Source organism: Carnobacterium sp. GW821-FHT04C06, assembly GCF_059420345.1.
In genome coordinates this window covers 1-17705 of sequence record NZ_JBWKTN010000005.1, presented here as the reverse complement: position 1 = coordinate 17705, position 17705 = coordinate 1, and the positions used below count along the sequence as shown (strand labels likewise).

Annotated in this window: 25 protein-coding genes; 22 read left to right on the top strand and 3 right to left on the bottom strand. The window is 34.7% G+C overall.

The genetic code is table 11. The features are described 5' to 3' along the window. The first annotated feature begins 23 nt into the window (after positions 1 to 23). The 21 genes from AC07SW_RS09495 (at position 24) to AC07SW_RS09395 (ending at position 15281) form a co-directional block, all read left to right on the top strand. Entirely contained in the window at positions 24 to 1223 is a 1200-nt protein-coding gene (locus AC07SW_RS09495) for an Ig-like domain-containing protein (protein WP_494632752.1), read from the top strand. A gap of 15 nt (positions 1224 to 1238) precedes the next feature. Next, a complete protein-coding gene (locus AC07SW_RS09490; protein WP_135081579.1) occupies positions 1239 to 1646 on the top strand; it encodes a head-tail connector protein in 408 nt (135 codons plus the stop codon). After that, entirely contained in the window at positions 1636 to 1977 is a 342-nt protein-coding gene (locus AC07SW_RS09485) for a putative minor capsid protein (protein ID WP_167554774.1), read from the top strand. The genes AC07SW_RS09490 and AC07SW_RS09485 overlap by 11 nt, the downstream gene beginning before the upstream one ends. Next, entirely contained in the window at positions 1974 to 2318 is a 345-nt protein-coding gene (locus AC07SW_RS09480) for a minor capsid protein (protein ID WP_494632751.1), read from the top strand. The genes AC07SW_RS09485 and AC07SW_RS09480 overlap by 4 nt, the downstream gene beginning before the upstream one ends. Before the next feature lie 11 nt (positions 2319 to 2329). After that, positions 2330 to 2770, top strand: a complete 441-nt coding sequence (locus AC07SW_RS09475; protein WP_135023153.1) for a minor capsid protein — start codon at positions 2330 to 2332, stop codon at positions 2768 to 2770. After that, positions 2770 to 3213, top strand: coding sequence for a phage tail tube protein (locus AC07SW_RS09470; RefSeq protein WP_135023152.1), 444 nt, complete (start codon positions 2770 to 2772; stop codon positions 3211 to 3213). The genes AC07SW_RS09475 and AC07SW_RS09470 overlap by 1 nt, the downstream gene beginning before the upstream one ends. Beyond that, a complete protein-coding gene (locus AC07SW_RS09465) occupies positions 3179 to 3469 on the top strand; it encodes an Ig-like domain-containing protein (protein WP_238328682.1) in 291 nt (96 codons plus the stop codon). Before AC07SW_RS09470 ends, AC07SW_RS09465 begins: the two co-directional genes overlap by 35 nt. A gap of 57 nt (positions 3470 to 3526) precedes the next feature. Then, on the top strand, positions 3527 to 3988 hold the full coding sequence (locus AC07SW_RS09460) for a hypothetical protein (RefSeq protein WP_494632749.1): 462 nt from the start codon (positions 3527 to 3529) through the stop codon (positions 3986 to 3988). Positions 3989 to 3994: 6 nt separating this feature from the next. After that, positions 3995 to 4660: a Gp15 family bacteriophage protein gene (locus AC07SW_RS09455; protein WP_494632748.1), complete on the top strand. Its 666-nt coding sequence runs from the start codon at positions 3995 to 3997 to the stop codon at positions 4658 to 4660. Next, a complete protein-coding gene (locus tag AC07SW_RS09450; protein WP_494632747.1) occupies positions 4653 to 8285 on the top strand; it encodes a tape measure protein in 3633 nt (1210 codons plus the stop codon). Before AC07SW_RS09455 ends, AC07SW_RS09450 begins: the two co-directional genes overlap by 8 nt. Next, complete coding sequence (locus AC07SW_RS09445) at positions 8282 to 9007, top strand: distal tail protein Dit (RefSeq protein ID WP_494632746.1); 726 nt, start codon at positions 8282 to 8284, stop codon at positions 9005 to 9007. The genes AC07SW_RS09450 and AC07SW_RS09445 overlap by 4 nt, the downstream gene beginning before the upstream one ends. After that, positions 9007 to 10938, top strand: a complete 1932-nt coding sequence (locus AC07SW_RS09440; protein WP_494632745.1) for a phage tail spike protein — start codon at positions 9007 to 9009, stop codon at positions 10936 to 10938. The genes AC07SW_RS09445 and AC07SW_RS09440 overlap by 1 nt, the downstream gene beginning before the upstream one ends. A 5-nt stretch (positions 10939 to 10943) precedes the next feature. After that, entirely contained in the window at positions 10944 to 11513 is a 570-nt protein-coding gene (locus AC07SW_RS09435; RefSeq protein ID WP_494632743.1) for a hypothetical protein, read from the top strand. Then, on the top strand, positions 11513 to 11824 hold the full coding sequence (locus AC07SW_RS09430; RefSeq protein ID WP_494632741.1) for a hypothetical protein: 312 nt from the start codon (positions 11513 to 11515) through the stop codon (positions 11822 to 11824). The genes AC07SW_RS09435 and AC07SW_RS09430 overlap by 1 nt, the downstream gene beginning before the upstream one ends. A gap of 13 nt (positions 11825 to 11837) precedes the next feature. After that, on the top strand, positions 11838 to 12122 hold the full coding sequence (locus tag AC07SW_RS09425; protein ID WP_494632740.1) for a collagen-like protein: 285 nt from the start codon (positions 11838 to 11840) through the stop codon (positions 12120 to 12122). Next, positions 12122 to 12568 carry a hypothetical protein gene (locus AC07SW_RS09420; protein WP_135023142.1) on the top strand — a complete coding sequence of 149 codons (447 nt, stop codon included), beginning with the start codon at positions 12122 to 12124 and terminating at the stop codon, positions 12566 to 12568. Before AC07SW_RS09425 ends, AC07SW_RS09420 begins: the two co-directional genes overlap by 1 nt. Positions 12569 to 12585: 17 nt before the next feature. Continuing rightward, on the top strand, positions 12586 to 12933 hold the full coding sequence (locus AC07SW_RS09415) for a YomQ N-terminal domain-containing protein (RefSeq protein WP_494632739.1): 348 nt from the start codon (positions 12586 to 12588) through the stop codon (positions 12931 to 12933). Next, positions 12926 to 13090: a hypothetical protein gene (locus tag AC07SW_RS09410; RefSeq protein ID WP_167736613.1), complete on the top strand. Its 165-nt coding sequence runs from the start codon at positions 12926 to 12928 to the stop codon at positions 13088 to 13090. The genes AC07SW_RS09415 and AC07SW_RS09410 overlap by 8 nt, the downstream gene beginning before the upstream one ends. 34 nt (positions 13091 to 13124) lie before the next feature. Further along, positions 13125 to 13601 (top strand): phage holin family protein, encoded by a 477-nt coding sequence (locus tag AC07SW_RS09405; protein ID WP_494632738.1) that lies wholly within the window; start codon positions 13125 to 13127, stop codon positions 13599 to 13601. Positions 13602 to 13659: 58 nt separating this feature from the next. Then, on the top strand, positions 13660 to 14586 hold the full coding sequence (locus AC07SW_RS09400; RefSeq protein ID WP_494632736.1) for an N-acetylmuramoyl-L-alanine amidase: 927 nt from the start codon (positions 13660 to 13662) through the stop codon (positions 14584 to 14586). Between the two features lie 143 nt (positions 14587 to 14729). Beyond that, entirely contained in the window at positions 14730 to 15281 is a 552-nt protein-coding gene (locus AC07SW_RS09395) for a DUF4352 domain-containing protein (protein WP_494632735.1), read from the top strand. Positions 15282 to 15322: 41 nt separating this feature from the next. On the opposite strand, the gene AC07SW_RS09390 is transcribed toward AC07SW_RS09395, so the two are convergent. Next, entirely contained in the window at positions 15323 to 15520 is a 198-nt protein-coding gene (locus AC07SW_RS09390; RefSeq protein WP_135023138.1) for a CsbD family protein, read from the bottom strand. A 280-nt stretch (positions 15521 to 15800) separates the two neighbouring features. Between AC07SW_RS09390 and AC07SW_RS09385 the strand changes: the two genes are divergently transcribed. Beyond that, positions 15801 to 15980, top strand: coding sequence for a hypothetical protein (locus tag AC07SW_RS09385; protein ID WP_135023137.1), 180 nt, complete (start codon positions 15801 to 15803; stop codon positions 15978 to 15980). A 467-nt stretch (positions 15981 to 16447) separates the two neighbouring features. Here AC07SW_RS09385 and AC07SW_RS09380 read toward each other — a convergent pair whose 3' ends face one another. Together AC07SW_RS09380 and AC07SW_RS09375 are read right to left on the bottom strand one after the other, a co-directional pair. After that, the gene (locus AC07SW_RS09380; RefSeq protein WP_135023136.1) at positions 16448 to 16654 is read right to left on the bottom strand and encodes a LapA family protein; all 207 of its coding nucleotides are present in this window, start codon (positions 16652 to 16654) and stop codon (positions 16448 to 16450) included. A 128-nt stretch (positions 16655 to 16782) separates the two neighbouring features. Next, complete coding sequence (locus AC07SW_RS09375; protein ID WP_494632734.1) at positions 16783 to 17145, bottom strand: hypothetical protein; 363 nt, start codon at positions 17143 to 17145, stop codon at positions 16783 to 16785. Positions 17146 to 17705: the final 560 nt, after the last annotated feature.

The following is a 17705-nucleotide window of genomic DNA, read 5'->3' as shown; positions in this document are numbered from 1 at the left end:
AAAAAAAGAAAAGAGGAAAACAAATGCCAATTTCAAACGAATTATTATTAAAACAAATGTCGGCAATTCAAAAGGCCGGTAACAATGTAACTTTACGAGATGACAATGCTCGTGCTTTCATCTTAGATGCAATCGCATCAAGTGCTACTCTTCAAAAATTATATACCTATTTTGCTAATAGCGGTGTAGGTACAATTGATAAATTAGGAATTAAAAAACGTACTTTAAAAACACATCAAGGCATTAACACTAAGCCAGATGGAACTGATTTAGTTGAAGAAGATAGCGTTGCATTTAAATTAGTCTCTTTGTATTTAGATACATGGATTGAAAATTCTAATACTTTTTATACTGCGCGTACTCGTGGACAAGACGTTCGTCAAGCTTTGCTATCGTTAATGCAAGCACAATATGCAGCTGATTTACAAGATTTAGCTTTCAACGGTGACGAGTCGTCTAGTGATCCATTCTTAAAACAAAATGATGGATATATTAAAATGGCTAAAAACGACGCTGCTATTAAACATTCTTATAAAAAAATGCCAGTTATTCAAACTTTGACTAAAATTACTGGAGAATTTGAAGATAAATACATTAACGGTACGTTCAAATGGGTTATGTCACGAGCAACAAATTTAGTTTATGTTGCAGAAATTCAAAACCGTTCAACAAATTTAGGAGATTCAACAATTGTTGGTGGAGTCTTAACTCATCTAGCTGGGTATGATGTTGAAATCGTTGATGGTATGGAAAATAATGTAATTTTATTCACACCGCTTGAAAATTTAACTGTAGTAGCTGGTTTAAACGTTACGTTAACAACTGCAGCAGCAGACAGTGCAGCTGTTGCAAAACAAGCAACATACCACTTCATGTTAAACGATAATGACTTTGTTATCCGTGAAAATAAAATGATTGCTTATATTGACGGAAAAGGAACAGAAGAAGATCCAGGAGTCATTGTAATTCCAGACAGTATTTCAATTGTTGAAGGTGATGTTACTATCGCAGTTGAAGGCACTAAACAATTAACAGCTGCAATTTTACCAGATGATGCATCTAACAAGAGTACAGCATTCAAAATAGCTGATAAAGCTATTGCAACGGTATCAGCTAGCGGAATGTTAAAAGGAGTAGCAGAAGGAACAACGTCGGTAACAGTTTCTACTTCAAACGGGAAATCTAGTTCTATCAAAGTTACAGTAACACCAAAACAAAAATAGAAGGAGGGCGTAATTATGCGTGATCCTTATATTGATTTTGATTATTACGATAAAGAATACGAGGGGGAATCGGTGAAAGACTCCGATTTCTCCAAGCTATCTAAAAGGGCATCAGATGTTGTGGACCAATTAACTGGTTATAAAATTGCGAAAAGCGGGCTTGATAGCTATGACCAATTTATTCAAGGATTAATTAAACAAGCAACAGCTGCTCAAGTTGAATATTATCAACTTGAAGGGATTGAAACTGATTCAACCGGCCAAACAGAGAGCAATGGTAGTTTTTCGATTGGTAAGTTTAGCGTAAGTGGTGGAAGCACTTCAACAAGCAGACAATCCGCTCGTGTCGCTCCAAATGCTATTGCATATTTAGAAGCAACAGGTTTGATCAAGCGAAATGGGGTGAGGATTGGTGCCATTTAAAGCAATCCCCAAAAAAGCGCTAATTCATGAAGTGGAGTACAAAGAAAAGAAAGAATCAACTAATGGATGGGGTGGAAGCGGTGATGCCGAAGTTCAAACAATAAAGCACGTAAGATTTGAACCGTCTTCCGAAGTAGTAAAAACAGGAGAAAACGAAGAGAAATTGATTCGAGGTTCATTGTATATTGATGCTAAACATTCTGAACCGTTTATCATCCCTGTAGTTGATTCTATTGTTGTTTTTAAAGGCAATAAATTAATCGTACAAACTAGTGAACCCGTTTATGCAACAAATGATAAGCCACATCATGTTGAGGTGACTTTAATTTGAGTATTAATGTACGATTTAATGGTGATTATCATAAAAAAAGGCTGAAATATGCTGCTAAACAAGCAATAGAACCAGTTACACTTCAAGTTGCAAAGGATGCAAATAGATACGTCGCTAAAGATACGGGAGCGCTAGAATCATCCGTTTGGGGTGCTAGTAATTTCCCTCTAGGTCGTATCGTTTGGGCTGCTGAGTACGCAGCTGCTATTTATTTTGGGAGTCAATCGCTAAAACATGATAAAAATCCGATTGCATCTCATTTATGGTTCGAAGTTGCGAAGAAAAACGATTTAGAAAAGTGGCTTAAAGTTACGAAAAATGCAATAAGAGCCAATTTATAAGGGGGAATTCAATGGATTTTTACGAATCGTTAGCCAAATTTTTAAACGATCATTTAGAACTTACCTCGATTAATGGCCATATTTTGTTTGATGCATCTACAAATAATGAAAAGGATATTTGTATTTTAGATGCGCCATCAGCAAATGGGGCTAGATACTATAATAGCGACACTACCTATAATATGGTGGTGCAAATTATAGTGAAGAATACGGATCAGCATACAGCTTATTTGGAAGCCATGCAGATTTATCAATTATTGGATATGTTGCCAATTAAAGTGAATAAAGACTTTCTAACAATTGAAAGCCAAAATGACAGCTTTATTTTCAATGCATCCGAAGGGTACACGTTACCACGGAAAATAAAAAAAACAGAACACAATGCATATATCTACTCGATGCTTATTAAAGCAGATATATTAATAAAAAATAGAAAAGGAATGATGAAATAATGCCAGAAGTTTTAGAAGGATTTTTACCTAACTACATGACTAAATTTGAAATTGGCCCTGATAAAGAATCTTTATTTGAAATGGCCGAAGGAATTCAATCGGTTGAGCCAGCAAATGACGAAGAAACAGAAGACTACACTTATTACAGTCATAAAGGCGGTAAAGAAACGGATGTCACCAGTGTAAGTCGTTCAGAAGCGTTCAAAGGACACAGAACTTATAAAAATGATGAAGCACAAGAGTTCATTCGTAATGGTTTAAATTCACCGGGGAAAGGGCGCAAATGTTATTTCCGTGTAACAGAACCAGATGGACGAATTGTTGAAGGACCTGCTTCATTTAGTGGCATTGTTCATCGTGGTGGGGACGCAAATAGCCGTGGAACATTTGAAGTTACAGTTACATTTGATGGTTTACCAGAAGATAAATTACCCAGTAACTAAGCCGTCTAGCGTTCAAGTAGACAAAGCAACAACTTCTATTGCTGTAGGTGGAAAAGCAACAATTATCGCTACTGTTTTACCAGAAGGTGTCGCCCAAGAAGTTACATTTGTATCTGCAGATACTTCTCAAGTTACCGTAAAGGCAACAGGTGAGTACACAGCAATTGCAGAAGGGTCATCTGTTATTACAGTAGCAACTAAGGAAGATCCGACGATTAAAACGACGGTAACTGTTAATGTTACTGCGGTATCGTAAAAATAGTTTAAAGCTCTCATTTGAGGGCTTTTTTATTTTAAATTAGGAGGAAAAAACATGACAAATCAAACGAATAAACCTATTGAAATTCAATTAGGAAGTGGATTTATTCCATTGAGAATAGGTGGTATTGATTTCAAATTTTTAACTAGTGATGCACAACAAACAAAATATTACGAGAAGCATGCAGAACTAATGGATAAGCAAAAAGAAATTGAAAAAATTCAAAAAGATAGCAAAAAGTTAAAAGATAAAATCGATGCAAATAAAGAGGCTGATTATTCTAAAGAACAAGATAAACTTATTGAATCTTTTAGTAAAACAGTAACCGAGGTTAGCGACGTTGTGGCCGAAACTGTTGATTGTGCTTTAGGCGATGGTGCTTTTGAGAAATTACACGAAAAAGCTGGTGGAGATTCAGATGCAGTTTTAGAAGCTTTTCTAGTTGCAATGGAAGCCATTAAAAATTATAAGCAAAAAACCAAATTAAATAAATACATTGCTGACAAAAAGAAGTGATAGCAAATGATCTCACTAGCGTTTGGAATAAATAACGATATTGAGTTAAATGGCGTTACCTATCCTCTTGATTTAGATTTTTCGACCGTTCTTAGAATCTTTGAAATGTTTCAAGATGATGATTTAGAAGAAGGCTATAAGTTCGCAGGTGTTCTCATGGGAATTGCGGGGCTTTCAGAAGATGAAATCCTTGATTTAAACGATCAAGATAAAATTGATTTGTATCTTAAAATTACTGAACGAATAACTAATTCGTTTGCTAATGAAGTTGAAGCAGAAAAAGAATTTGATCTAAAAGGTAATGTGATTCACGAAGAAATAAAAAAAGAAGATTATAACTTAACTGAAGATGCACCTTATATTTTTGCTAGCTTCTATAAGGATTACAAAATTGATTTAATCGAATCAAGAGGCAATTTGCATTGGGACAAGTTTAACGCTCTTTTAGTTTCTTTATCGGATGAAACGAAGTTTAAGAAAGTGATTGAAATTCGTCAGATGAAAGAAACAGACGATATGACTTCAGAGCAAAAAGCAGCTTTAAAAAAGGCAAAAAAAGCATATGCGCTTAAATCGTCACAACAAGCTATTGAATTTGAAGAAATGGACATTAAACAAAAAAGGGAGTGGTTCGCCAAACAACAAAGAAAGAGTGGTGAATTAATTGAATGATGGAAATGTAATTATTGATGTTGAACTGAACACCAGTAAGGCTGAAAGTGATGTTGATTCTTTAGATAGTAAAATATCCGGAATAAGCAAGAGTGGTGAACAAGGAAGCATTGGTATTGTGAAAATTGCTAGTGCTTTAGGTTTGGTGCAAGTAGCAGGTAAAGCAATTGATATGATAAAAGGCTCCATTCAATCGGCATTTGGTCGTATTGATACAATGGAGTCTTTTCAGCGTGTTATGAAGGCTTTAACTGGTGATACGAATGTTGCCAATAATGTATTAAGTGATTTGAAAGTAGTAACAAAAGGGACTGCATTTGGTCTTGATACTGCTGCAAAAGCGGTTCAAGGATTTGTTACTCGTGGTGTAGAAATTCCAAAAGCAACAAAGTATTTTCAAGCGTTTGGCGACGCGGTTGCCTTCTATGGTGACGGGTCAAAAGAACAGCTTGAAAATGTTTCAGATGCTTTAGGAAAAATGCTTTCTAAAGGCAAAGTATCAATGGATCAGATGGATAGGTTAACCGATGCCGGTATTGATGGAGTTGGAACGTATGCAAAAGCAACTGGAAAATCAGTTGAGACAGTACAAGAGGAACTTTCTAAAGGTTCTATCAGTGCTACTGATTTTGTAGATGTTGTTTCTACTGCATTTGAGGAAGGCACGAACGGTGTTACTAAAATTGCAGGTGCTGCAAGGGATGCCGGGGCAACATGGGGCGCTGTATTTACAAACATGAAAGCAGCGGTTACTCGTGGGGTTGTGGCAATTATCCAGGCAATTGATGCAGGGTTACAAAGTGCTGGTTTAAGTAATATGAGAGCAATGGTGGCACAAGTAGGTACCGTATTTGAAGATACTTTAACCAAAATAGCTGAAAAAATTCCGCCAGTCATCGCTTTTATCGCTAACTTAGTCAAGACCTTAAAACCATTAGTGCCAGTTGTACTAGCTGTAGGTGCTGCATTTTTAACTTTCGCTACTGGAATGTCGGTCATGTCAAAAATTCAAGATGTTGTTAAGTGGGTTAAAGGGTTAAGCCAAGCTTTTGATGTTTTAAAAGTAGCGGTATTAGGACATCCTATACTAGCTTTAGCTGCTGTATTAGTTGGTTTAGGAATCGCCTTCTATACTGCTTATCAAAAATCAGAAACATTTAGAAGTGTAGTTGATAAATTAGTTGCTCCGATGATGAAGGTTATTGACGGTGCAAAACTAATGGGGCAAGCCTTAATTGAAATGGTCACGAATGGACCGGGCGAAAAGATCGCAGAACTAAGAGAGCAATTTATAAAACTGTTTCCTGCTGAATTATGGGACAATTTCATTAAATTTACAGCTAAATTAAGCGATTTAAAAGAAGGTATTAAACTAGCCTTTATGACTATAAAAGAAATGGTTACGAATGGACCTAGTAAAGCAATTGCTGATTTAGGTCAGCAGTTCACCTTATTATTTTCTTTTAAAGCATGGGATAATATTTTAATTTTAGCTAGAGCGTTGAAAACGTTAAAAGATAATGCAGTCAGTGCATTTAGTGGCTTAAAAGTAGTAACTGATGGAATTAAAGACCTATTTGCAGGAGATTACGAAAACGGGATGCTTTCAATGATGAAGATTCTTCCCGTCGATGTAGTTATTGCTATCACTAAAGGCGTTGATTTAATCAAAGGTGCTTTTAACGGGTTGAAAAACTTTATCGGTGGTTTTGAATTTAGTGGATCAAGTTTCGTCAAACTCGGTTTAACAATAGCTGCAATAGCTTTTCCGATACTAAGATTAAAAACAGGGATATTAGGATTAAGTAAAGTTTTTTCATTGTTGAAAGTACCAAGTGCTTTTTCAGCATTGCCAGGTTTAATCGGCCCTATCATTCAAGCGGTTGGCGGTTTGGGATTGAGCGTTTTAAAACTTGCTAGCCCTTTCAGTTCAATAGGCACAATGGTATTGGGATTGTTTAAAAGTTTCAGCATGGGATCCGGAGCGTTAAGTTTATTGAAAGTAGGATTAACATCATTGTTAGGCCCATTTGGATTATTAATAAAAGTTATTGCGCTTGTGTCTGCAGCCTTTGCAGGTGCCGGCTTATTTGCTGATATGGATAAAATGCTAAACAAAGTAGATGAATTTGCTGATAATATCGCTAAAGCAGCACCTAGAATTGGCAGCGCAATAGGCAAAGTGGTAAAAGGTATCGGACAAGGTATTGCTAAAGCATTGCCAGGTATTATCGAAGCGGGTTTATTAATCGTTTCCGGATTAATGACAGGTTTAGCAAAAGGAATACCAGGAGTAGCAAAAGCTGCGGGTGCATTAATATTAGCAATTACTCAAGCTATTTTAGTTTTAGTTCCCCTCATTGCAGCGTGTGCTTCAGCAATAATGGTTACTTTTTTAGCTTCACTATCTAAAGAAATGCCACCGATTATTAAAGTTTTCGGAAAATTAATTGTTGATATTCTTTTGGCGTTAACAAAAGCATTGCCGGATATTGTAACGGCTGGATTGAATTTAATTTCAGCGGTGATTGATGGAATTACAAAAGGATTACCGAGATACATTACCGCAATAAGTAATTTGATTGTCACTTTTTTAACTGGAATTACTGAAAATCTCCCAAGAATATTAAATGCTGGTGTTGATCTATTAATGGCATTTTTAAACGGAATGATTGAAAGGTTGCCGGAAATAGTGACAACAACAATGACATTGATCGTTGCTTTTTTAGATGCTGTTACAGCTAAATTACCCGATATTATAACTAGTGGTGCAAATTTGATAATCGCATGGTTGCAAGGTATTGCTCTAAATTTACCAGGGATTATTAATGCCGCCGTTGACGTAATCGTGGCATTTTTACAAGGAATTGCAAATAATTTACCAAGAATTATAAATTCGGCAGTAGATGTTATTGTTGCGTTTATTCAAGGTATTGGGGAAGCAATCCCTAGATTAGCTAGCGCTGCAATGGATGTGGTAGATAATTTAGTGCAAGCTATTATTGATATTTCAGACAGGATGGCTAAAGCAGCAATTGCTCTAATGAATGGATTAGCTAAATCAATTAGGGATAATAGAGAAGATTTGAAAACAGCAGCAGAAGATTTACTCAAAGCTATTTTAGAAGGTATTCCTGGATATGGATTGTTTGAAAGAGGGAAACAGCTAGCGCAGGGGTTAATGGATGGGATAGGGAATATAGGAAAAGCGATCGGTGGAGCGATTGATAAAGTCAATCCATTCACTAAATCATTCAGTGTTCAAGCGATTGGATCAGAAGCTCCTTCTACTTTTTCAAGTCCAGTTATGGCAAGAAGTGCTTTTGCAATGCCTGTAATGCCAACAGCTGAAACTTTCGCAATGCCTAGATTAAGAGCAGAGCAAGCAATTGGAAGTGTTTCTATTCCGACTGGTAGCGTTTCGTCTAGTTCAGGATCTAAGAAATCAATAAAAAGACTATCAGACACTAATAAAGAAGTGGTTAGACTGTTAGGTGTTATTGCTGATAAGAACACTACCTTAAACGTGAATGGTCGAAGAATGTCAGAAGAGCTAGCTCCAACGGGCGATGCTATTCAAATGCAACGTACTAAATTAGGTGGATGGGGGTTAGAAATGCAATGATGAAAAATTTATATGATTATGGGATCTTTTTTAACGGTAAACATTCAGGAGAATTTGGCCTTGATGTCTTAACTAAACAAATAACGTTTCCCGAAAAAATAAAAACATTACAAAGTATCCCTCATTCAAATGTTGTCTATGATTTCTCATTAGTTTACGGGACTCAAAACTATCAAGAAAGGACATTTACTATTGAATTTAATATTGTTGATCGTAATTTATGGACCAGAGAAGCGATGTATATTCAATGGACTAAAGTTTTAGCTTGGCTACTGGAACCTAGTCAAAAGATTCCGCTCTATGACGATATCATGAAAGAATATTATTATCTTAGCGAGGTGCAAAAGAAGCCAGACTTTGAAGAATTACGGTTCAGAGGGAAGTTAACAGTTGAGTTCCAATGTTACCCTTTTAGAATACACGAATTGCAAGAAGGAAACGACATATGGGATACGTTTAATTTTGAATTAGATATAGCTCAAATTGTTAAACATGATATTAAGGGATCTAAACAGATTACTTTATACAACATTGGCATGTCTAATTTGGCACCTATCGTGGTTGCTAGTTCAGCGATGGAGATCCAGTTCAAAGGAAAAAGTTATAAGGTTCTTTCTGGCGAAAATAAAGTGATAGGATTCTATTTATTGCCGGGGATTAACGAGTTTAAAGTTATTGGTAACGGAACAATCGAGTTTAAGTTTCACAAGGAAGTGATTTAATGTATCAAGTTTTAATTAAAGATGGTCCTAAAGGCGATGCGCTAGAAATTCATTCGCCTTTTTCTAATGACTTGAAATTGGATAAAGGAAACATAAAAAAAGGCATTAATACGTTTGATAGCTTTAATTTATCTTTTTTACCAAATAACCCAGCCTTTGGAAAAATTAAACCGCTGACCACGCTTATAAGAGTTTTCGATAGTCAGCAAAATAAAAATATTTTTAAAGGTAGAGTGTTAATTCCAACAGATCAGATGGAATCAAACGGAGGTTTTAACTGTAGTTATACTTGCGCGTCTGATTTAAGTTATTTGCAAGATACCATACAAAAATATGCCAAGATTCAAGACACAACACCGGAACAATTTTTCAAATATTTAATTGAGGTTCACAATTCACAAACCGAAGAGCATAAACGCTTCATTGTCGGCGTTGTTAATGTCACAAATAATACTGACAATGTTTATCGCTATGTTGATGATTTAGCAACTACATGGGACACGATACAAGATAAGTTGATTAGTCGTCTAGGCGGGGAATTAAGAATTCGAGAGGTAAACGGTGTTAACTATATTGATTATCTAATTGAGATAGGGGAACACACAGATACAACCATTGAGCTATCTAAAAATTTAATATCACTATCTAAAAGTGTTGATCCCACGGAAATAGTCACAAGGCTATATCCAAGAGGTGAACGTTTAGAAGGTGAGGAAGAAACTAGTTCTGATGCATCGCAACCTCGTTTAACTATTTCAAGTGTTAACGGAGGAAAAGACTATTTAGATGCTCCACAAGAATTGATTAATGAATTTGGGATAATTGAAAAATCAAAAGAATGGTCAGAGGTTACACAACCCCAAATATTGAAGTCTAAAGGGCAACAATTTTTAGATGAACAGAAGTCAGCACAGACTCAATACAGCTTAACAGCGGTTGATTTATCGTTGATTGATATGGATATCCGAAGATTTGAAGTAGCCAACTATTATCTCTTAAAAAATCCTGTTATGGGAATTGATGAAGAATTGAGAATTGTTGGAATCGGAATAGATATTATAGATGTTGAAATGTCTGAACTGACAATTGGTGATCGTTTTATTTCATTATCGCAGTACCAAGCAGAATTAAAAAAGAAAAATAATGCGTTGAATGATATTGCTGACAAAACAAATTCTTTAATTAAACGTACCAATAATCTTGATAAAACAACAGCTGGATTGGGAAAAGAATTAGTTGAAAGTAACAAAGTTATCTCCCAGCAACAGAAATTAATCGAGGATGCGCTTCGGCGTATCAAAGAACTTGAAAATGGCACAGATCCAGAACGTCCAATAGGCAAAATTATTGATGTTTCGGAACATCAAGGGCAAATTGATTGGGCTAAAGTAAAAGCAGATGACATCGAACTTGCGATTATAAGAGTTCAAGACGGTAGCTCGTACGTCGATAACTATTACCGTTATAACATTCAACAATGTCAGCAACTTAATATCCCTTATGCAGTCTATGCTTTTGCACGATATGTCAACGAAGCTGATGCAGGGCAAGAAGCAACTGACTTCTATAATCGTACGAAATCTATTTCCGGAACGGGTAAGCAACCTTTATTTTATATGATTGATGTTGAGGTGGCCACGATGGAAAACATGAGACAAGGAACTGAAGCGTGGCAAAATAAAATGATTTCATTTGGAATTTCTCAAACGAATCAAGTCGCTTATATCGCAAATCATTTATACGATCAATTTAATATAAATGTCGCTCGCTTTGGAAGTATTGTAATACCTGCTTATCGTAGCACTCCGCCAGATCATCCTTGGGATTTATGGCAATACAGCGACAAAGGAAGCGTACAGGGAATTAATGGCAATGTTGATATGAATAAAGATCCATCAGAAAAATTTAAAAAACAATATTTAGGTAGGTGAAAAAAATGCCCGTAAATTATAGGGACCCGACTCATATAACTGAAGAAAATTGGGTTGATATGAATAAGGTAGATGAAGTTCATAAACTTTTAGCAAAATGGATTCGTGAAAAAATGTATGGTGAGGATGTAAGAGAAAGTTTGGCTAGATTAGTTGAACAGACATCTTCTGATTTATATGATGATAAACAAATTGCACTTGCACTTGAAAAATTAGCTCAAGAACTGCAGATTAAATGGGACAACGACACTCAAAAAATTATAGACGAGTGGAAGAACACAATAGGCGGATTAACGGTTGATAGTGAAGTGATAAATGCTCGTATAAATGTGAAAGGTGTTGTTTATAAAACACTTAAAGAGCGTCTTGACGCAATGGAAAATGACCGTTTTACCATAAAAAGCGGAGAGAGCGACGTTCTTATTACTTTACAAGATGATAGATTTAGCCAAAACCATATGCTTGTTAAAGAGGGGGAAGTTGATAACTCAAAGGGGCTATCTGGTTTGATTATCGCAGAAGTTGATAATGCGAAACAAGATACATTTTATTTAAAAAAAGTAGGTGAGATTTAATGGCAATTGATGTTGTAAAAATGATGGAAACTGACGAAAAAGAGATTAAACGACAAGTATATCCAGAAACAACCGTCAATGCAGTTGAGGGATTGAGTGAAGCTTTAGGAACAGCTGGGAAAGGTCAAGTGACATCTGTTAACGGAAAAATTGGGGCTGTTAATCTGACTCCAAAAGATATCGGATTAACTGGTTCTGGGGTGCCGTATGCATCTGCAACGACAGATGGAATTATTACAAAAGAAATGTATGTGCAATTACAGCGATTAATTAATGCCGAAAAAAATAGTGTCACCATCGAAAAAGTATAGGGGGAATTAAACAATGGCAGATATAGTAAAAGTTTTAAATGATGGAGTTGAGGTTTATCCGCGGACCCACGCAAGTGCTGTGCTCGGATTGACAACTCTTAAAGGAGATAAAGGAGACACTGGGCCTGCAGGGCCGGCGGGTCCAAAAGGAGCAACTGGCGCAACGGGGCCAGCTGGTCAAAATGCCACGACAACTGCAGTAGCAACTACTACAACTAATGGCTTGATGGCTGCAGCTGATAAGGCGAAGTTGAATAGTTTGGCTTCAATCACATTTGAAAAGGTGGGAACAGTTTAATGGCAGATATTGTGCAGTTAGCAGAAAATGGAGTACTAAAATATTTAAAAACCCATACAAAAGCAGTTGAAGGATTAGACGCTGAATTAGCAAAAAAAAGTGATTTAATCAAGGATACAGGTTGGATTAAGGCTGCAGTTGTAGGGGACAGTATTATTTATTACAGACGCATTGGGAATATGGTTTATGTAAACGGACAAGGAAATAAATCTTTACCAAAAGTATCTGAAACTTTAATGTGGGCAATTGCAAAAGGTTTTAGACCAGATTTACCCGCAGCAAAAGGAGAAGCTTTTTACGAATTATCTAATACAGATTCTACTCCAACAAATCTGACGATTATTAGAATACGTTCGGATGCAATGCATATGATTTACAGAAATAATGATAATGGCTGTGGTTTTGACGGGATATCTTGGCCAACTGCAGATCCGTTTCCAACATAGAATAAGGAGGATATTAAATGAATTTTATTGAAGTAATCGAAATTGATGAAGAAGGAAATGTTAAAGAGTCAAAAGTAGTGAATAAAGAAAATTTTGAAGAATCAGAGTATACAAAGTTTCAATGGGAAGGCTTATTTTTAAAACCTAAATGGTCTTTTCACTTAAATAAGTGGATTGAGACGGCAAGTGAAGAAGAAGTGAATCCACCAGTTGAAGAGGAAGAATTAACAAGTGAGGAAGAGTTAGCTCAACAAGTTTCAGAATTGGAAATTAAAGATATGGAGAAAGATATCTTAATTGAGGACTTAGGACAACAGTTATCAGATTTAGAAATTATGGTTATAGGAGGAAAAGAAAATGAGTAAAGCTTATGTAAAATGGTTAGATCGATTTTTAATTAATTGGTGTACGCTGGAACAATTAGAAAAATTGGTCAAATTAAAACAACTAACTGAATCAGAAGTGCAATTGATGGTCAAAGAAAAAGATGCCAAAGACAAAGAAGAAGCTATTGAAATTTAATAGCTTCTTTATTTTGTAGAAGGGAAGTTTGGTAATGAGAGATACACTTTTAGAGCAATTCAATAAAATGATCCACGATAAAAGCTTTCTAATTGGTTCAGCGTTAGCAATTCCAGTTTGGATTTTAAACGCTAAGGGATGGGGTGAAGTTCATTCGTGGCTAATTATCTTACTGACGTTGATTATTATTGCCGAATGGATTGTAGGAAGTCGTTTGGCTAAGATATCAGTAGTTAAAAATAAAACGTCAGAGGTAGCGATTGATGCCGTTATCCGTGATGGGGTGATTTATATCATAGTAATGGCCGGATGGGTTGCAGATCAATTGTTTAAATCAGGTAGCCTTATCTTTGCGATATTAATTCTAGCGTTTATTTATCACAATTTGTATTCGCTGACTGCAAATTTATATGTGCTGGGTTGGGATAAACATTTCCCTATGTGGCTATTCAAGTGGGCAGAAAATGAAATCAAGGTAAAAAAAGAAAAATATTTTCCGACAAAAAAATAACTGATAGCTCTCATTGAGGGCTATTTTTTATAAATAAAATTAGAAATGGAGAGTTAAAATGAAAAAATTAAACAAGAATATCTTTGCGGTGTTGATGATGGTTATTATGTTAATGCCAGTGGGATTAGGAACAGCAAAAGCATATACGATTGATACAACTTATCAATTGACTTTAAGCGAAGGGGATAGCCGAAGAGCTGTAAATAAATTTGTAGTGTTACACGATGTCGGAACAGAATCCAGCGCACTAAACAATGCGATTTATATGAAACGCGCTTGGAGCCAAACTGAATCTTATACTCAATTTATCGTTGGTGACGGCGGAAAAGTTTATAAAATTGGTGAGGATGGCTATGTTTCTTGGGGAGCCGGTTCGTATGTCAACGCTAATGCGCCAGTACAAATTGAGTTAGCTCACACGTATGATAAAGCGACATTTGATAAAGACTATGCTGTATATGTTAACTTAGCACGTGATTACGCTATTAAATATGGCGTTCCCTTAACTCTTGACGAAGGTAATATGTATACTTCTGGAATCAAATCCCATCTTTGGGTTACAAATAACATTTGGGGAGACCACACTGATCCTTATGGATATTTAGCACGTTTTGGAGTTTCAAAAGAAAGATTAGCGGCTGATTTAAAAACTGGATTAAATGAAGGTACTGGTACAATTCCGCCGTCCACAAAACCACCTGTTAATCCTGTACAACCTCCAAAAACTGGTTTTGCTAGATGGTATAACGAAACAGGAACAACGTATGCGACAGAGCGCAACTGGGTTAAAGATACACCAACAAAAGAAGCGCGACTTGTTGAATATCAATCAACTGGTCAAGCGATTAAATATCATAAAGTTGTATGGTCAGACGGAATCGTTTGGTTGCAATTAACTGGATGGGATGGCAAACAACGCTATGTTGCTTATTCAGATGCGACACAAGGCAATGGATTCGGTCGTAAATACGGTTATTGTCAATAGAAATATCCCACTATAAATAGTGGGGTTACATATACAATAGTTAAGAAAGAAAACCTAATTTTTTTAATATAAAATTTTATTGACAATAGGATTTTAAACATATATATTGAATAATAGTTAAGGAATAAGCAGGAGGTTATTAGATGAAAAAAATTTTACCGAAAATAAATAACGATAAATTAATAACATTGACAAAAAAACAAAAATTAGGATGGTTATTACTTGTCATTTTAGTATTAATAATACTTATACCTGTTTTAATAACAGAATATTCGTCAAAAGAAATGAAAACGAACGATGAAATAAGTAATGTTGGAGACACTTTAACATTAGGTGATTTTAGCTATAAAGTAAATAATTTTGAGATTAGAAATAGTAATGATATGGAGGGTAGAAGAGATTTGATTGTTTCGGTTGATATAACAAGTAAGAGTGATAAATCTGAAACTTTATCTTTTGAAAATAGTTTTATTTTAAAAATAGGGGATAAAACTTTCGAATCAGATTCAATTAGAAGTATGAATGCTAATTCGGGTTCAAATCCGTTCAGTTATAATCAAGTCAACCCGGAACAAGTAATAAAAGGTTTTGTTGTATTCAATATATCCAAAGAACAAGCAGAATCTAAGAATGTTCTCTTATCAATAAAAGAAAGTTCTTTTTCTTCGAGAGAAGCAACAGTAGGATTAAAATAAAAAAAGCTTCTCAACCATAATCGGAAGAGAAGCTTTTTAAATTACTTTTTATCGAATTTTTCTTTCACGTCATCAACCATGTCTTCTGTTTTTTCTTTCATATCAGAAGCAACTTCTTTTACTTTGCCAACGGCTTGATCAAAAAAACCTTCGGCTTTTGTTCCTTTATCTCCAGTTACGTCACCAGTAACTTCTTTAGCTTTACCTTTGATTTTATCAGTAGTACCTTTGTCTGTCATAATTGCTACCTCCGGTTAAATAAAATTTTAGATAAGATGACTTAGAGACCACTTCTACAGTATCTTATAGCTAAATAGTACCATAATAGGTCAGTTTATAAAAATTTAAAGCAACAAAATAACTAATAATTTTCAATAAGTAATAGTGGTACAGTATTAGATTGAAGTTATGTCTTTCATTCTTAAACGTCTATGATTAAAATTTAAACAAATACTAAATTGTCTTTGTTCGATTAATATTTTTTGATATACTTATTAATAGGATCAGGGAGGATTACATATGACTAAGTTTGAACTATACGAAAGAATGCTGCAAGAAATTAGTGAAGAGGAAAATTACCTGTCAGAAAGAGGCTATACTGAAGTTGAGTACCAAAAATTTAAAAAATTATTTAAAAAAAATTTAGAAGATACAGCTAATTTATTCAATGAGTGGATTAACACGAAGCAAAATATGTAGCCAGGATGGAACATATTAATTTATAATTTCAAATAATAATGATAAGATAAACTTGTAGGTAAGAGATCAATTTTTCTTTCCTTTAAAGAAGTATCTGTCACTACGGCTTGCCTACACGTAAATGAAAAACCATTTTTTTAGGGTTTTTCATTTACATAACTTACATAAAGTTACGCATAAGACTGAAAATAATACGATTGCTTATTTAAGATTAAAAAATTGCCATTTTTCTGTTATGCTCTTTTCGTAGGTAGACAAAAATAACAAAAAAGCAACCTATATTTATGACTCCTAAAATTCATAATCTTTATCGTCTACTTACAAAACGATCCTTATCCGATTGTTAAAATATCCTCACGTAATTTTTCGTGAGGATGTACATATTAAATTAAATATTTAGGTGAAAGTTTCTACTTAATGTAGGGGCTTTTTTTATATAAATAAAAAGACAAGCCCGAAGGCCTATCTTATTTTTTGCTTTTTAAAAAGTAACCACATAGGAATCCAATTGCACCAACTCCAACGATTTCATAAAACAATGGAATTTTAACTTCTGCTACTAAAAAGTTAACTGATACTGGTTCAAGATTGCTAAAAGCAAATGTAATGATTAAAATAATACCGATAAGCATGATAATTCTTTTAATTGTAAAAAATTCTTTTACTCTTTCCATAAATACACCCCTAATGAAATATTGAATTATAATAAGAAATTCAGAGACCACTTCTAAATTATCTAATTAGTTAGATAAGTATTATCCTAACTATTAGAATAATAACATAGTTAATAATGATTTTAAAATTATATGCTGCTCCATTTGATCTCATCGTAAAACTCAACATTTCTAATTTCGTCATAATTAACTTTTGTACCGGACACCCAAAAACCTAACTCGTCATGGCCTTGTAGTTTACCGACTATATCATCAAAATAGTTGTTATTTTCATCCACTGATTCTAACTGGATAGCGATTGATTTATTGTTAACCACTGCAGCATTTATAACTTCCGATATTTCCTCAAAAGACATTTGCTCTTTTTTTGGCACTGTATGTTTTAGTTCCTTTTGTATTTGATCCATAGACGAGTTGTGTTCTGATAAAAACATCCCTTGCCACTTAATCGTACCTCTATCTTGATATCTCTCGTTAAATCTATTTAGCATATAATCACCTTCTTTTTTACGAATATGACCATTATACGAACGAATGTTCCTTTTGTAAAGAAAAAATACCACCTATACAAATAGTAGGGATTTGAAATAGGTGTTACCACATTTTGACCACAGCGCATAAAAATCTGACAGATATTCTAATTATCTCTTAAATGCTATAATTATTTTAAACGCCAATGAAACGTTTACATATCAATGTTTATAAATAGTTATTGAATGCTCTAAAATCTTGTGGAAATTTTGTAATCTATAAGAAGCCTTCATGGCTGTTCTGAAAATGGACGAGGATCAACCTAAGAAATAGCAGGGGATTCTTGAAAATGGATAGATAGAAAATACAAAATATGTATAATTTGCCAACATTTTGCCAACATGAAATTATCATGTTGGCAATTTTTATTTATTAAGATTGATTTATCCTTCTCCTTCTTAATTTTTCTTCTAATAAATTAACAGTTTCATTTTCAATCTTTTTATGTATCTGGGTCAATAGGTGAGACAGCTTTTGCGAGAGATTTTTTATGTTAAGCAGATAAAATGTGCTGCTCGAA

Bases quoted from the DNA above. Each gene is read 5' to 3' on its own strand.
- AC07SW_RS09395 (WP_494632735.1), top strand. From the start codon at position 14,730: ATGAAAAAAATTTTACCGAAAATAAATAACGATAAATTAATAACATTG.
- AC07SW_RS09405 (WP_494632738.1), top strand. From the start codon at position 13,125: ATGAGAGATACACTTTTAGAGCAATTCAATAAAATGATCCACGATAAA.
- AC07SW_RS09435 (WP_494632743.1), top strand. From the start codon at position 10,944: ATGCCCGTAAATTATAGGGACCCGACTCATATAACTGAAGAAAATTGG.
- AC07SW_RS09415 (WP_494632739.1), top strand. From the start codon at position 12,586: ATGAATTTTATTGAAGTAATCGAAATTGATGAAGAAGGAAATGTTAAA.
- AC07SW_RS09430 (WP_494632741.1), top strand. From the start codon at position 11,513: ATGGCAATTGATGTTGTAAAAATGATGGAAACTGACGAAAAAGAGATT.
- AC07SW_RS09375 (WP_494632734.1), bottom strand. From the start codon at position 17,145: ATGCTAAATAGATTTAACGAGAGATATCAAGATAGAGGTACGATTAAG.
- AC07SW_RS09495 (WP_494632752.1), top strand. From the start codon at position 24: ATGCCAATTTCAAACGAATTATTATTAAAACAAATGTCGGCAATTCAA.
- AC07SW_RS09390 (WP_135023138.1), bottom strand. From the start codon at position 15,520: ATGACAGACAAAGGTACTACTGATAAAATCAAAGGTAAAGCTAAAGAA.
- AC07SW_RS09445 (WP_494632746.1), top strand. From the start codon at position 8,282: ATGATGAAAAATTTATATGATTATGGGATCTTTTTTAACGGTAAACAT.
- AC07SW_RS09400 (WP_494632736.1), top strand. From the start codon at position 13,660: ATGAAAAAATTAAACAAGAATATCTTTGCGGTGTTGATGATGGTTATT.
- AC07SW_RS09380 (WP_135023136.1), bottom strand. From the start codon at position 16,654: ATGGAAAGAGTAAAAGAATTTTTTACAATTAAAAGAATTATCATGCTT.
- AC07SW_RS09470 (WP_135023152.1), top strand. From the start codon at position 2,770: ATGCCAGAAGTTTTAGAAGGATTTTTACCTAACTACATGACTAAATTT.
- AC07SW_RS09420 (WP_135023142.1), top strand. From the start codon at position 12,122: ATGGCAGATATTGTGCAGTTAGCAGAAAATGGAGTACTAAAATATTTA.
- AC07SW_RS09475 (WP_135023153.1), top strand. From the start codon at position 2,330: ATGGATTTTTACGAATCGTTAGCCAAATTTTTAAACGATCATTTAGAA.
- AC07SW_RS09490 (WP_135081579.1), top strand. From the start codon at position 1,239: ATGCGTGATCCTTATATTGATTTTGATTATTACGATAAAGAATACGAG.
- AC07SW_RS09410 (WP_167736613.1), top strand. From the start codon at position 12,926: ATGAGTAAAGCTTATGTAAAATGGTTAGATCGATTTTTAATTAATTGG.
- AC07SW_RS09455 (WP_494632748.1), top strand. From the start codon at position 3,995: ATGATCTCACTAGCGTTTGGAATAAATAACGATATTGAGTTAAATGGC.
- AC07SW_RS09385 (WP_135023137.1), top strand. From the start codon at position 15,801: ATGACTAAGTTTGAACTATACGAAAGAATGCTGCAAGAAATTAGTGAA.
- AC07SW_RS09440 (WP_494632745.1), top strand. From the start codon at position 9,007: ATGTATCAAGTTTTAATTAAAGATGGTCCTAAAGGCGATGCGCTAGAA.
- AC07SW_RS09465 (WP_238328682.1), top strand. From the start codon at position 3,179: ATGGTTTACCAGAAGATAAATTACCCAGTAACTAAGCCGTCTAGCGTT.
- AC07SW_RS09425 (WP_494632740.1), top strand. From the start codon at position 11,838: ATGGCAGATATAGTAAAAGTTTTAAATGATGGAGTTGAGGTTTATCCG.
- AC07SW_RS09460 (WP_494632749.1), top strand. From the start codon at position 3,527: ATGACAAATCAAACGAATAAACCTATTGAAATTCAATTAGGAAGTGGA.